Source organism: Fictibacillus sp. FJAT-27399, from assembly GCF_001510655.1.
Taxonomy (GTDB): Bacteria; Bacillota; Bacilli; order Bacillales; family Fictibacillaceae; genus Fictibacillus_C; species Fictibacillus_C marinisediminis.
Window position 1 is genome coordinate 1 of the sequence record NZ_LMVC01000006.1, and the last position, 13800, is coordinate 13800.

Sequence of the window (13800 nt, forward strand, 5' to 3'; positions counted from 1 at the left end):
GAATTTCACATTTTCTTCGTGCGATATAACGCTGCCGAAGCCTTCCTTGTCCTGCGGGACGAGCGTGACAGGGGAAACCCGCAGGCGCTTGCGCCGAGGGGTTCAGCGCACGCCCCGCGGAAAGGGAGCAGCCTGAAATGGAAATCAACCACTCCCAAGGGCAACAAAGGTTACGAAAACAGCCTTTAACAATAATAAAACCTGCTCAGGATAAAAAGAGCAGGGTAGAGTGAAAAGCTACATGAGTTCTCCTGTCATGACAGACATGAAGTCATGATAGAACCAGTAAAAAATAAAATCGAACGCAATACGATGTTTCTTTTCACCATTGTTCAAATCGGCATAGGGACGGATATCAGCGATGCTCTGTCCCTTTGTCACCCCGCTGTTCGTATCAATGTATACAGGAAGATGACGAAACGAGAACATGTTCTGATGCAGAGTTGCCATCAGAGTGAGTGCATCATGAACCGGGCTTCCTTTAATACTGGGATTGCGCTTCTTATAAAACTCATAATAAAAATCGAGCAGAGGCTTAATAATTTTAGCTTTTCCTTTAGACTGAATGTAATCGACCATCTGGGGTGTGACGATGGCACGGTCTGTTACATTCAGGGGAATAATCGTTACATTATTGGCATAGTGAAGAACGATTTTTGCGGCAATAGGATCTCCGTGAAAGTTCGCTTCGGAAACAGCAGTAACATTGCCCGGCACCCAAAATGCACCACCCATAATGTACACTTCTTTTACTTTATTCATCACGTCATTGTATAGGATGTACATGCTGGCAAGGGAAGTTAATCTGCCTGTATTAACAATCGTCAATTCACCCGGGTACTGGTTGATGAGTGAGACAACGTCATAAAAGTTTTCAGTGAAACCTTGAGAGGGAAGCTGTTGGGGAGGTTTGATGTATCCCAAGCCGTACTCTCCGTGCACTTCCGGATAAAAGATGGGATCTTCTCCTGTCAACGGTTTTTCAGCACCGAGTATGACCTTTGTATGCTGGGAAATATTAAATAGATTTACCAGATACGTAATATTGCGCAATCCCATTACCCTAGGAACATTTCCGTAGTCTGCGACCACTCCTATAATATCCACCTGTTTACTTAAATACCCGTAAATTAAGGCAATCGTGTCATCGATGCCAACATCCGCAAAAAGCAAAACCTTTTTGGCCATGGTATCACCTAATTAAATGTTTTTTACAACATATGACTGGAGGATATGTAAAAGAATGTAAAATGGAGGAGGACTTTAGGCTTATCTTTAAAGGGAAAAAGTCTGATAGGAGAGAATGTGTCCTAGGTGCCTGTTCTAAAGTGTCAATGCCTGATTCATAGGAGGAATGACAACGGATCCTGCGGGCTCGCTTCCATTTAATCGCTTCATAAAGAATGGGTAACCCTTAAAGAGGAGAGGATTGAATGAAAAAATCTTTTGCCGCATTGCTGGCGGCGAGTACTTTGTTCTCTTTTGCCCCGTTGACCGCCTATGCCGACCATCAGGAAGAACAAAAAAATAGGGAAGTTGAGTATGTCGCGTTAGGAGATTCAATAGCCGCAGGAATGACGCCTTATGGTGACATTGACAAGAGCTATCCGGATTTTATTCAAAGCTATTTTAAAAGATCCCACGTGAAGCTAACAGATTATGATAATTTTGGTGTGCCAGGCTATACTTCAGAACAGCTGAAAGAGGATGTTTTAAACAATTCAGACGTGATGAAGGAGATTAAAGAAGCAACCCATATTACGATCAATATTGGGGCAAATGATCTTTTTCGCAAACTGATGACCGATCCAGCACATGCTTCTGAAGGAATTGCGACGGCCAGTGCCAACCTTCAGTTTATCCTTCAGGCAATCGATAAGCTAAATCCAAATGTGCATGTATATGTGATGGGGTATTACAATCCTTTCTCTTATTATGATCAGGATAGCCAAGCGTTCTTAGTTCCTTTGAATAACGCATTGAATTCTGCTATTAAGGAGGCAGCTGTATCAAATGGCGATTCATATGTCCCGACAGGTGGAGCCATCGATCCCCATTTCCAGAAATACATGCCCAATCCGGAAGATAACCACCTCAACATCAAAGGATATAAAGTGATCGCTAAAGAGTTTTGGAGGGTGATAAAAAAGGATGTGAAGTAAGGGGAAAAGAGGACCGAGGTCCTCTTTTTTATGCAGGTGAGACGAGTACTTTCCATTTCTCCCATGCCTTCAAATATTCGGGCAAGTCTGCAGGGTGATGCTGAGAACTTCTGGCCAGCCGTGTGAAAAGACCGAGCAGCACTTCCTCATTAAGGACTTGTTCATCGTAATTCCACATCCTTAATTGCTTTGCAGCAGGAATAATCGTTTCTTGTGTAAGTTCGTTTGCGGTAGAACAAAAAGCAAAGACAAGATCGTGGAGCGGGTGGCCGATAAAGGTTTGAGGATCAATTAAACCAGAGAGCTCCTGCTCTGAGAACAGGAAATTATGATACCCGCAGTCACCATGCAGCAAATAAGTGAGTTCAGATTCCTTGCTTTGGGACCTAAGTTTAGCAAGTTCAGCGATAAGCTCGTAATCTTCTTTTTCAAGCAGCCCAGAATGAATAATTTCTTTGACTGAACATATTTCGTCCTCCAAAAATTGTTCTCTGGAATGCTTAAGGTCGTCCCTGTATCCCCATCCATTTGCTTCAGAAAAAGGTTGATAGTAATTGAGCACATGCTGGACGAGGGAGGACAAGATGTTTGTTTTGTGCGTCCCGGAACTGTCTGTCGTTCCTGCAAGAAAGGGATAGACGATGAATCGGTTCACAGGGTCTTTGTATACGAGACGGGGCAGGAAAGGAATATTCTCGTATTCATTCAAGAATTCCGCCTCTGCATTAATAACATTCGGTTCGTTGAACTTAAGCACCCATTGTTTTCCGCTTCCATCACGCAGTAATCCGATCGTACTGGTCGTTCCTCCGCTCAAAGGTTCGTAGACGGCATCTTTTGATTCTATGATCCCTTGGGTGTATAAATCTTTAACAATCCTATCCGTATCCATGATCCGAACTCCTTTTTTGTTTGTATCTATTTAAAGAGTAGCAGATTCTAGGCCAAATGTTTCATAATTTTTAAGTTTAAAGATCAATCGGGCGGCATCCATTTTTAGCCTTCTGCCTATCAAAAATTAGAGGGGCTGTCCAAGAAGTCTGTAAGCTGTTGATTTCCGTTCCAGGCTGCTCGCTTTCCGCGGGGCGTGCGGTGAGCCTCTTGGTGCAAGCACCGTCGGGAGTCTCACCTGTCACGCTAGTCCCGCAGGAGTCTCGCATCTTCCACTTCAATTAACTTTTCATTGAAGATTGTTCAAGCCAAAAAGGGGCTGCCTGAAGGTCAATTTTCGAATTTTGGACAGCCCCTCTTCGTTTTTATGTCGACTTTAAGGAACGAATCCTGAATTTTTCAAAAAACTGCTTCAGTTTCTCTATGTTTTGGGTATCATCCGCAAGAGCAACGTACCCATCCGGCCGGACGGCATATAAGGAATCCTGCTTAAGGCCAACATCCTCCATTTCAGGCTGCCACACAAAGGTATGAATCGCAAAGCCTGCGCTTTTACCATATTCCCGAACTTCCGGATGAATTTCACCGTATACATGAATCTGCCAGTCCATTGTTTTCAGCGGATCGAAATTGTTGCCGCTCTCTGTCTGAATCCAGGGCAAGCGGTCGCCTCCATGAACTTTTCCGGCCTTACCTTTGCTCAGTGCGCTGTCACGGTACTCAATCCGTGTTTGTGAAACGGTATTAAAGGCAGCCCTGCGTGCGGCAGTGAAACCAAGCAGCAATGGAGTGACATAGGGAATCAACACCGTACGGAACAGGCGGTTACGAGTATTGCGTCCTACTATCATTTGAAAGGCACGGTCGGTTGTTGAGACGAGTGTGCGGGCAAAGGCGATCCGTTCTGTTTCATACGTCTCAAGGATCTCAGGGTCTGCCCTGCCTTTCAGAACCCATGCAAGCTTCCACGATAAATTAACCGCATCCCCTATACCGGTGTTCATCCCCTGTCCGCCTGCAGGACTATGAATATGGCCGGCATCTCCAGCTATAAAGCAGCGGCCCTTTCTAAAATGCTCACTGACCCGATGATGAACATGATAGGTTGAGAACCAATTGACTTTATCAACTTTTAAACCAATCTGATTTTCAGCGTAAGGCTGGATCTCATCGAATGTAATCGACGTGGACTGCTCAAGCTCACGGGGGATGATGCCGATCAGGCGGATCATTCCCGTACTTCTGACCGGCATATACAAACAGAACCCCCTTTCACTGAGATGTACTTTAAGTGAGCGGTCCTGTGTTTCTTTATTTGATGACTCTACATCAGCCACATAAAAAAGCTGTTCGTACGTTCCACCTGCAAAGTCGAAGCCCAACCCTTTTCGTACGGTGCTGTGGGCGCCGTCACATCCGCATAAATAGTGGAATTCAGCGGTTTCCTCCATACCGTCTTTCTTCAAAACCGTGCGGACTCCTTCGCTGTCATCCGTAAAAGAAACCAGCTCGGTGTTCCACTCAATGGTGACGCCAGCCCTTTTAAGCTGTTCCACTAGAAATTGTTCGTGGACATCCTGAGGAAAACTTAAGGCAAAAGGATAAGGGCTGATGTCCTTGCCAAGATCGCTGAACTTGAATTCTGCTTTTTCTTTCGTTCCTTCACGAAGATGAACGGATTTCATCGGGATGCCGAGACTTACCACTTCATCCGCAATGCCTAATTGACGGTAAAACTCTAAAATTCTTGCATGGACGACCAATGCTCGAGATGCTTCTCCAGGTCCGGAATGTTTTTCAATAATGCGGAATGGGATCCCCATTTTTAAGAGCTGAAGGGCCAGGACAAGCCCTGTTGGACCTGCCCCTACAATCAAGACTTGAGGATTCATATCATCGGTCTCCTTTCAGAATTACTGTTTGATTTTTCGTTCACTTTAGGGGAAACAGAACTGTTCCTCCCCTGATTGATTAAGATTTGAATCGTGGATGAAGAAGGGGAAGGAGTCTGCATAGAGATCTGTTTTTGACTAAAATCCCTTGGGATGACAAGGGCTGCATAATACTTTCTGTCGTTTAGACCCTCTATTGCTTTTTGTTTACCTGAAACAGCATGCCATTTGACAGGTGAATCGCCATCTGACTTCTCCTGCATGGCTTTCTTTTTTTTCGACCTTATTCCCTAGGTTGATTTTGCCATGTAGAAGAAGGTATGAAAGTGCAATTTGTAGAATTATTATTACGAAAATACTGGTATGGGAGAGGTAACTTGAAAATAGATAAAGTATTTGAATATGATATTAGTAATGATCTTTCGGTGCGTATACAAGAATTATTAAATGGCAGTTTTCCAGATGTCTATCCAACGAATAGAATTTACTTTAAGCAGTTACCGCATTTTAGATTTCTAGCTTTTAACGAGGAAAGTCAACTCATAGGACATGTAGGACTGGATTACAGAGTGATGAATTTAAACGGAAAGCCCCTAAAAATACTCGGTGTAATTGATTTGTGTGTTTCGCAAAACGCCCGCTCACAGGGTATTGGTTCGAGGCTGCTTTTAGAAATTGATAGGTTTTCTCAGGGACGCGATATTGATTTTATACTCTTATTTGCAGATAACATGGACTTATATTTAAGAAATGGATATCAATCAGTTGGAAATAAATGCAAATGGATGCAAATTAATCATGAAACCCAAGTTACAAATGGTATAGGTACTGAACACATTTATGAATTAATGATTAAGCAAGTCGGCATGACCAATTGGAGGGAAGGGAATCTTGATTTATTAGGTTATCTTTATTGAGCTATGGGTGAATAGCAGTGTTGCAGGAGAGGAGCTAGATTGATTAGCTCTTTTTTTATTGTACCAATGGACAGGCTGATGATACAAACAAAAAACTATTTTATCATCTCATAGTAAAGCCGTATAGGTGGAGTCATTGATTGATAAAACCTCGCATATTTTCGGGATTTTTACTATCATATAACTAGCAGAGTCGAAACATCCTGAGGAAGGGGCCAAAACATTTGAACATCAAACTCAACCATAGCATCATCAAAGAAAAGTGCGGTACGGTCTCCTTCAAAAAAGGAGACTCTTTTTATCGAGCGGATAAAGTGTACTTTGAAAGTTACAGTATGGATGCTTGTAAAGCAGCAGTTACAGGAACACAGGATTTTCATGTCACCATTGAACGGGAAATGAACGGAGGCTTTCGGTCTGAGTGCAGTTGTCCGACACTGGCTTCTTTTCAAAAGGATTGTCAGCACGTTGCAGCCGTTTTACTTGCGATATACCATCACCAGCAACAAGGGACAGTTCCTCTGATTTCCGGTCGACATCTTTCTGTATCTCTGGAAAATCAAGAACTGACAGAAGATTTTCTGACACTTTTTAATGATCAGCACAAGCGATCAAGCAGGCATCAGCTTCATTTTGAAAAAAGGCAAGTGCTTGATGTCGAGTTTACCTGCAAACCCGTGGAAGTAAGCAAAGGACAAACCGTTTTAGGCCTAGAGGTGAAAATCGGTCCGGTTAAAGTGCAGCACATCCGGGACTTTCTTCAACGTGTGAAAGAAGGGGGTATCAGCCCGCTTTCCCTTTCATTCACATTTGATCCGAGCCTCCATTGCTTTCAAATGGAAAACGATGCGGTACTTCAACAGCTTATAAAAGCCATGCATGATGAACAGATATATATCGATGAACTGTTAGACCGGCCGAACGAGGTTACTCATAACAACACCTTATTTATCACTCCTTCTTCTTGGGACATGCTGTTGCCTTTGCTTGAGAAAGCACCAATTGTAAAGCTGGAGTATGGCAACACGTATAGAAGGTTTCGGACATCGAAAGAACCGCTGTCTCTACAGTTTGACTTTGGAGAGTCGCAAGGGGAGAACTATCATTTGAAGATTGAAGGACTAAGTGAGATGGTCGTGTTACATTCCTATCGCTCTGTCCTTTCAGTTCGAAAACTGTTTCAGTTAAAAAGTGATGACTGCTCACGCCTTTCTGAACTGAAACGAATGCTGGATGCATCAAGAACGAATGTCATACCGATTTCTCAGAAGCAGATGGGGATTTTTTTAGAAAAAGTCATTCCAGGTTTGAAACGCCTCGGGGAAGTTCACGTATCTCGTGCGATCACCGAGCAATTTGCCAAGATACCGTTAACAGCCAAACTATACTTGGATCGCGTGAAGAATCGACTCCTTGCCGGGCTGGAGTTTCATTATGAAAATATCGTCATTGATCCATTGGTCAGGCGTGATCTTCAGGAAAACTCCAAACTTATCAGAGATGTGGAGAAAGAGGAAATGATACTCAGGCTAATGGAAGAAAGCTCGTTTGCCAAGACAGATGGCGGATATTTTTTGCATAATGAAGAGCTGGAATATGAGTTTTTATATCATGTTGTTCCTAAACTCCAAAAGATTGCCCAAATCTATGCAACCACCTCTGTGAGAAATCGTATTTTCAGAGAGAATGCACGGCCGCAGATTAGAGTAAAGCTCAAAAAAGAACGGACCAATTGGCTGGAATTCAAATTTGATATCGATGGCATTCCTGAAGGACAAATACGAGATGTTCTTTTAGCACTAGAGGAGAAAAGAAAATATTACCGTTTGAGAAACGGCTCGCTGCTTTCATTAGAAACTAGGGAATTTGAAGAAATTCAACGTTTTCTGTATGCCTTGCCTGTTCCAAATCATGATCTGGAACAAGGCCTCGATCTACCCTTCATTCAGGGAATGCAAATGCTTGATACTGCTGAGGATCGTACGTTTGATTTGGAGAAATCTTTCCTTCAATTCTTGGAAAACCTGCGAAATCCGGGCAGCTTGGCATTCGAGGTCCCAGTAGACTTGGAACCGATCTTGCGAGATTATCAAGAACAGGGGTACCAATGGATGAAAACACTTGCCAGCTATGGATTTGGCGGGATCCTTGCTGATGATATGGGATTGGGAAAAACGTTGCAAAGCATCACATTCATCGTATCGGTGCTTCAGGATATTCGTGAAAAGAAGTCTCCGGTCCTAATTGTCTGCCCGTCTTCTTTGACGTACAACTGGCTGAGTGAAATGAAAAAATTCGCTCCAGACATACAATCTGTTGTGGTTGATGGCAGTAAAGCAGAGAGATTAGCATTAATAAATGAAGCATTGGTTCATGATGTTATCATCACCTCTTATCCCTTGTTGCGCAAGGACATCGGGTGGTATGAGAAACAAGCCTTTCACACGGTATTTTTTGATGAGGCACAGGCTTTTAAAAATCCTGTGACGCAAACGGCACGAGCTGTGAAGAAGATTCAGGCAGATCATCGATTCGCGCTTACAGGTACACCAGTGGAGAATTCGCTGGAAGAACTGTGGTCGATCTTTCATGTTGTCTTTCCTGAGCTATTGCGCGGATTAAAGGAATTTAGTAATCTTCCAAAGAAAACCATTACACGAAGAATCTCTCCATTCTTGATGAGACGGTTAAAAGAGGATGTCCTGATGGAACTTCCTGAAAAAACGGAGTCCATGGAATCAGTTGAATTGCTTCCTGAACAGAAGAAACTGTATGCAGCCTATTTGGCGAAGCTGCGGCATGACACACTAAAGCATCTGGACAAAGATACACTTCGGAAAAATCGCATCAAAATCCTTGCTGGTTTGACGCGTTTACGGCAGATTTGCTGCCATCCCGCTTTATTCGTAGACAGTTACAAAGGGACATCAGGGAAATTTAAGCAGCTCATGCAGATTGTAGAAGAATCCAAGCTATCTGGAAGAAGGGTGCTGATCTTCTCTCAATTTACGAAAATGCTGGAGCTCATAGGAAGGGAATTAGCGAACCAAGGCCTTCCTTTTTTCTATCTGGATGGACAAACTCCCTCCATGGAACGGGTGGAGCTATGCAATCGATTCAATTCAGGTGAACGTGATCTATTTCTCATTTCCTTGAAAGCGGGAGGGACAGGCCTTAACTTGACGGGTGCTGATACGGTCATTCTGTATGATATATGGTGGAACCCTGCTGTCGAGGACCAGGCAGCTGACCGTGCCCATCGGATGGGGCAGACCAATGCCGTCCAGGTCATCAAACTGGTTACCCAAGGTACAATCGAAGAAAAAATGAATGAACTGCAAGAGAAAAAGAAAGATCTCATTGAAGAGATTATTGGCGTTGGGGAGAAGCCGGCTTCATCCCTTACTGAAGAAGATATTCGGGAAATTTTGATGCTATAGAAAGATGACTTCTGACGCTGATGCTAATAACGAGGCACTGCTGGATTGATTCCAGCGGTGCTTTATTGTATGTTCTTTTATGAAAATGACGTGATATGCAAGTAATCCTTGTCGAATCGCAAGTAACGGGTGTGAAATCGCAAGTAAACTCTGTCGAACCGCAAGTAAACGAGCAAAAGCCGCAAGTAAACCAGTCAAACCCGCAAGTAACGACCAAAACCGCCCACCGTAGCCCGTCTAGATCACTCTTATTCCTCCAAAGGATGGAAAAGAAGTGGCCAGTTTGATCCAGAAAGCAGCCTTCGTGGAGTTTGAGAAATCCGGGCATGCGCCGAGCGTGGAAGAGCCGAAACGTTATACTGAAGTAATTAATAACTTTTTAAGATCTTAATCCTCAACTTTTATAGAAAAATTTTCCTGGAAAATTGTATAGTTAAAATGAAAGGATGCATAAAGTTTTTAAAGTTGGAGGTTAGGGGCGGGCATGAAAAATCATTCAGTTGCATTTTCTATTATTTGTTTAGCCATAGGAATCACAGCGGGAAGCTGGTTCATATCTGACGCACTTAGCCCCAAAGCAATCCATACAACAACCGGGGAAACTGCTCAAAAGCAATTATTAACACAGTCGGAGTTAGCGGAATATCTAGGGTTAACTGCAGAAGAAGTTAAGAAACTGGGTCCTCAACTAGATAGCGGAGATGACCTTGAGAGTGAGCTTCCATTTATTAAAGTGGGGAGCACGGTGTATTTCCCCAAAAAAGCAGTTGATAAATGGCTGCGAGAAACGCAATCTTTGATCATTGAAATAGAATCAATTAAGCAATAGGAGGTGGATGCATGGCAGTGAGCAGAAATGCTAAGACCATAATTCTTGTTATTTTAGGTTTTGTCATTGTGATTTTTGCCCTTCAGAGAATGGGGATAGATGCTCATTTTGCTTTTTATAATTTTGTTCCCTTTTTAACGGCCTATATTCTTCCCTGGATTGCCCTCTATTGGCTGATCCGGCTGGTCAAAGTGATAGAATCCAAGAATTACAATTAAGAAGGCTGCATGAGCAGTCTTCTTTTTAATGAAAAAGGGATTCCGCAGCAATGGCTGTGACAAATGCCAGCCAATGGTTGGTAACATATCGCTCCTGCAGAAGGAAAAGCAGGGATGACAGCGAAAGTAAAGATTTGTAGATATATAATGGGACAAAAGGAGAGAGCGCAATGGAGGAAACGTGGAGTAATGTCGATGCTTATTTCAGCTCAAAGCTTCATGGAGCTGATCCGGATTTGGACTATGTTCTGAAAGCCAACAGTGAGGCTGGTTTACCGTCAATTGATGTCTCACCCAGTCAAGGGAAGTTTCTTTATCTGCTTACCAAGTTAAAAGGAGCAAAACACATTCTTGAAATTGGTACGCTTGGCGGCTACAGCAGTATTTGGATGGCACGTGCGTTGCCGGAAGATGGACGTCTCATTACATTGGAATACAGCCAAAAGCATGCAGATGTAGCAAGGGAGAACATCAGGAAAGCAGGACTGGACCACAAAATTGAAGTGCTTGTAGGTCCTGCCCTTGAATCTTTGCCAACGCTGAAGGAAAAAGGATTCTCTTCTTTTGAATTTATCTTTATTGATGCTGATAAGCCAAACAACCCTAACTACTTAAAGTGGGCGCTGATGCTTTCCAAGCCAGGTACAGTAATAATTGGGGACAACGTAGTGCGTGATGGAAAAGTAGTGGATGGCAACAGTCAGGATTCCAGTGTTCAGGGTTCACGAGCATTGATGGATCTGTTGGCCAATGAGCCGAGGATCGAAGCGACAGCGATGCAGACGGTAGGAAGCAAAGGCTACGATGGGTTTGTTTTTGGCATAGTAAAAGAGTGAGGGAAGCACATATGATCGAACTTCGGAAATTAACACTGACAAACCATAGAAAAAAGACTCGGGAATATTGGATTGATTTATAGAAGAAAAAGCCAACGCATGAACCATTGGCCATTTATTTACCAGCCTGACCGCTGGCGGAGCGACGTGATATGAGCGATATGATGACGGCTGTACCAGGAATACAACCCGATGTTCTGCGCTAGTGTTACAACTCCGGAATCGGGATGAGTGAAGGTCTTTTCAAGATCAGCAGTGGTTAACGATTTAAGCAGTACGATCCAGCGTTCATGGAGAGCTTCCAGCAATTGAATGGAAACCGCTATCGGGAGTTTAGAATCTGGAAGCTCAGCCCATTGATTTTCCATGTAAGGCCTGATGACTGGATTCTCTTCTGTGAGCGCCAGTTTAAAGCGTGTATAGCTGTTAAGGTGGCTATCAGGCAAGTGATGGACAACCTGCCTTACTGTCCAGCCTCCAGTACGATAAGGAGTATCCAATTGATCGTCTGTAAGATTGTTAACTGCTTCTTTCAGTTGATTAGGCGCTGACTCAATGTCATGGATCCATTTTTCAATCTTTTTCTCTGTAATGTCTTGATCTAGTGCAAATAAGCCAACCGGATAGCGTAAATCTATCATCATTAGTTACACCTCACTTAACTTAGTAGAAAGTCATCTATTACTATTATACATAAGCTTGCAGGTTGTGGATTGAAGTGTTCGTTAATTTAAATATGCAGGGAGTTGAGTGGAAATGTCCAAAGTAACACCTTTTTTAATGTTCGAAGGCCAAGCAGAGGAAGCGATGAACTTTTATGTTTCACTCTTTGATGATTCAGAGATTACAAAGATTACTCGATACGGTGCAAATGAGGGAGGAGCAGAAGGTTCAGTGATGAAGGCGGAGTTCAGCTTAAACGGGCAGCGGTTTCTCTGTATCGACAGCAGTGTGAAGCATGAATTTACCTTTACACCTTCCATCTCTATGTATGTAACCTGTGATACAGAAGAAGAGATTGATAGAGTATTTCAGAAATTGTCAGAGGACGGACAAGTCTTAATGCCGCTAGGCTCCTATCCATTTAGCAGGAAGTTTGGCTGGACCTCGGACAAGTTCGGCGTATCTTGGCAGCTGACCCTAGCGTGATATGGTGCCAGGCACCGTTGGAAAGAGTGTACAAAGCATGCAGATAAATATATCTTCTATCATCAAAAAAATTCCAAAGCTAAAAACAGGCCAGCGCTTCATCCTTGGAATCGATGGCCTAAGCCGCTCAGGAAAAAGCCAAAGGAGCTTACTCGAAGTATGTTTAGCCGATTAAAAACCGGCAGCTGGCTTGAGGCCACATTTTATAATAACGGATTTTGTTCTGTCCAATAGCCCCATGAAAAAACCAGCACTGTGACTAGTGCCGGTTTTCTTTATTGAGCCAGGATAGGATTTCTTTGATCACCTGATCCTGCTGTTTCTTGTTGGAGATACGTGCATTTTTGTCACCGGTTTGAGGACCGTACATGCCAAACTGGGCATTATTCCCGCCTTTGATTTCATAGTAGGTGGTGTCAGCCGGATTAAACGATTTGTTGCCGTTGATCTTAGCTTTTGTGCTCAAGCCGTCTCGTTCTCCATAGATAGAAAGAAGAGGGAAGTGGGCTTTCGATAAATTTGAACCTTCCGTTGTATAGGAACCAAGGAAGATCATACCTTTAATCTTATTTGGGTGTTTCAAGGCATAAGCGGAAGCTGCTGATCCGCCCAGTGAATGGCCGGCGATATACCATTTCTTAATATCAGGATCAGCTTTCATCGCCTCTTCGGCTTTGTTTTTGCCGAGTAGAGCCAGGTTCAGCGGCATTTCCGGTATGACAACGAGATACCCGGCATCAGCTACCTTTTTCGCCCAGTAGGAATAAGCGGTTGGCTCAACTTTAGCTCCAGGGTAAAAAATCACACCATCCCTTGGTTCCATGTTTTTCGGTTTGAAAATATACAGGCCGTCTTTATGCTGGACCTCATTTTTTACGTCAACTAATTGGTTCAATTGAGCCGTTGGTTTAAAGGTCTTCTGTGTCCAGATGAAAAAGCCGCCGGCATAGACAACAAGCAAGATTAACAAAATGATAAGGACAAGCTTCAGTTTCTTATTCAAGTAAATCCTCCACGTGTTCTCCCGGTTCGGAAGTTGTTCTAGTATACCTTGTTAGTATGAACATAAACTGTAATCCTGACAACAAAAGGGGCTGTCCAAGAAGTCTGTAAGCTGTTGATTTCCGTTCCAGGGTGCTCGCTTTCCGCGCGGCGTGCGGTGAGCCTTACCGGCGTGAACGCCTACTTTTTGGCGCTAGCGCCAAGAGGCTCACCTGTCACGCTAGTCCCGCAGGACAAGGAAGGCTCCGGCAGCTTTTTATCGCACGAAGAAAATGTGAAGTTCATTTTCGAGGAGTCTCGCACCTTCCACTTCAATCAACTTTTCATTGAAGATTTTCAAGCCAAAAAGGAGCTGCTGAAGGTCAATTTTCGACTTTCAGGACAGCCCCATCAAAAATCAAAATGCTCCTGCAGAATGGGTCAGGTCATAGCTGTGGCTCGAACGGGGGATTCATAAGCAAAGA

The 13800-nt window shown here is 43.5% G+C and carries 15 protein-coding genes; 10 read left to right on the top strand and 5 right to left on the bottom strand.

Annotation, left to right across the window (positions count from 1 at the left end; genetic code table 11):
* Positions 1–237: 237 nt before the first annotated feature.
* On the bottom strand, positions 238–1188 hold the full coding sequence (locus AR335_RS20160) for a nucleoside hydrolase (RefSeq protein ID WP_062239320.1): 951 nt from the start codon (positions 1186–1188) through the stop codon (positions 238–240).
* Positions 1189–1433: 245 nt separating this feature from the next.
* Between AR335_RS20160 and AR335_RS20165 the strand changes: the two genes are divergently transcribed.
* Complete coding sequence (locus AR335_RS20165) at positions 1434–2162, top strand: SGNH/GDSL hydrolase family protein (protein ID WP_062239323.1); 729 nt, start codon at positions 1434–1436, stop codon at positions 2160–2162.
* A 28-nt stretch (positions 2163–2190) separates the two neighbouring features.
* On the opposite strand, the gene AR335_RS20170 is transcribed toward AR335_RS20165, so the two are convergent.
* Positions 2191–3054 carry a phosphotransferase family protein gene (locus tag AR335_RS20170; protein ID WP_062239326.1) on the bottom strand — a complete coding sequence of 288 codons (864 nt, stop codon included), beginning with the start codon at positions 3052–3054 and terminating at the stop codon, positions 2191–2193.
* 158 nt (positions 3055–3212) lie between these two features.
* Here AR335_RS20170 and AR335_RS25295 point away from each other — a divergent pair, with 158 nt between their 5' ends.
* Positions 3213–3338, top strand: a complete 126-nt coding sequence (locus AR335_RS25295; RefSeq protein ID WP_255357614.1) for a hypothetical protein — start codon at positions 3213–3215, stop codon at positions 3336–3338.
* A gap of 80 nt (positions 3339–3418) precedes the next feature.
* Here the strand turns inward: AR335_RS25295 and AR335_RS20175 are convergent, their stop codons facing one another.
* On the bottom strand, positions 3419–4945 hold the full coding sequence (locus AR335_RS20175) for an FAD-dependent monooxygenase (protein ID WP_062239330.1): 1527 nt from the start codon (positions 4943–4945) through the stop codon (positions 3419–3421).
* A gap of 377 nt (positions 4946–5322) precedes the next feature.
* Here AR335_RS20175 and AR335_RS20185 point away from each other — a divergent pair, with 377 nt between their 5' ends.
* The 6 genes from AR335_RS20185 to AR335_RS20205 all read left to right on the top strand — a co-directional run bounded on the left by AR335_RS20185 (position 5323) and on the right by AR335_RS20205 (position 11185).
* A complete protein-coding gene (locus AR335_RS20185) occupies positions 5323–5862 on the top strand; it encodes a GNAT family N-acetyltransferase (protein WP_062239805.1) in 540 nt (179 codons plus the stop codon).
* A 224-nt stretch (positions 5863–6086) separates the two neighbouring features.
* On the top strand, positions 6087–9302 hold the full coding sequence (locus AR335_RS20190; RefSeq protein ID WP_062239336.1) for an SNF2 helicase associated domain-containing protein: 3216 nt from the start codon (positions 6087–6089) through the stop codon (positions 9300–9302).
* Positions 9303–9576: 274 nt separating this feature from the next.
* Positions 9577–9693 (top strand): alpha/beta fold hydrolase, encoded by a 117-nt coding sequence (locus AR335_RS25035; RefSeq protein WP_234293372.1) that lies wholly within the window; start codon positions 9577–9579, stop codon positions 9691–9693.
* Positions 9694–9786: 93 nt separating this feature from the next.
* A complete protein-coding gene (locus AR335_RS20195; RefSeq protein ID WP_062239339.1) occupies positions 9787–10131 on the top strand; it encodes a helix-turn-helix domain-containing protein in 345 nt (114 codons plus the stop codon).
* A gap of 11 nt (positions 10132–10142) precedes the next feature.
* A complete protein-coding gene (locus AR335_RS20200; protein ID WP_062239343.1) occupies positions 10143–10349 on the top strand; it encodes a hypothetical protein in 207 nt (68 codons plus the stop codon).
* Between the two features lie 170 nt (positions 10350–10519).
* Positions 10520–11185 carry an O-methyltransferase gene (locus tag AR335_RS20205; RefSeq protein WP_062239346.1) on the top strand — a complete coding sequence of 222 codons (666 nt, stop codon included), beginning with the start codon at positions 10520–10522 and terminating at the stop codon, positions 11183–11185.
* Positions 11186–11304: 119 nt separating this feature from the next.
* On the opposite strand, the gene AR335_RS20210 is transcribed toward AR335_RS20205, so the two are convergent.
* A complete protein-coding gene (locus AR335_RS20210) occupies positions 11305–11826 on the bottom strand; it encodes a YfiT family bacillithiol transferase (RefSeq protein WP_062239349.1) in 522 nt (173 codons plus the stop codon).
* A 115-nt stretch (positions 11827–11941) separates the two neighbouring features.
* Between AR335_RS20210 and AR335_RS20215 the strand changes: the two genes are divergently transcribed.
* A complete protein-coding gene (locus AR335_RS20215; protein WP_062239352.1) occupies positions 11942–12334 on the top strand; it encodes a VOC family protein in 393 nt (130 codons plus the stop codon).
* A gap of 259 nt (positions 12335–12593) precedes the next feature.
* On the opposite strand, the gene AR335_RS20220 is transcribed toward AR335_RS20215, so the two are convergent.
* Complete coding sequence (locus tag AR335_RS20220) at positions 12594–13337, bottom strand: alpha/beta fold hydrolase (RefSeq protein WP_062239355.1); 744 nt, start codon at positions 13335–13337, stop codon at positions 12594–12596.
* 114 nt (positions 13338–13451) lie between these two features.
* On the opposite strand from AR335_RS20220, the gene AR335_RS20225 reads away from it, so the two are divergent.
* Positions 13452–13793, top strand: a complete 342-nt coding sequence (locus AR335_RS20225; RefSeq protein WP_062239358.1) for a hypothetical protein — start codon at positions 13452–13454, stop codon at positions 13791–13793.
* Positions 13794–13800: the final 7 nt, after the last annotated feature.

Coding starts and splice junctions, on each gene's coding strand:
- AR335_RS20160 (WP_062239320.1), bottom strand. CDS start 1,188: ATGGCCAAAAAGGTTTTGCTTTTTGCGGATGTTGGCATCGATGACACG.
- AR335_RS20165 (WP_062239323.1), top strand. CDS start 1,434: ATGAAAAAATCTTTTGCCGCATTGCTGGCGGCGAGTACTTTGTTCTCT.
- AR335_RS20170 (WP_062239326.1), bottom strand. CDS start 3,054: ATGGATACGGATAGGATTGTTAAAGATTTATACACCCAAGGGATCATA.
- AR335_RS20175 (WP_062239330.1), bottom strand. CDS start 4,945: ATGAATCCTCAAGTCTTGATTGTAGGGGCAGGTCCAACAGGGCTTGTC.
- AR335_RS20195 (WP_062239339.1), top strand. CDS start 9,787: ATGAAAAATCATTCAGTTGCATTTTCTATTATTTGTTTAGCCATAGGA.
- AR335_RS20200 (WP_062239343.1), top strand. CDS start 10,143: ATGGCAGTGAGCAGAAATGCTAAGACCATAATTCTTGTTATTTTAGGT.
- AR335_RS20205 (WP_062239346.1), top strand. CDS start 10,520: ATGGAGGAAACGTGGAGTAATGTCGATGCTTATTTCAGCTCAAAGCTT.
- AR335_RS20210 (WP_062239349.1), bottom strand. CDS start 11,826: ATGATAGATTTACGCTATCCGGTTGGCTTATTTGCACTAGATCAAGAC.
- AR335_RS20215 (WP_062239352.1), top strand. CDS start 11,942: ATGTCCAAAGTAACACCTTTTTTAATGTTCGAAGGCCAAGCAGAGGAA.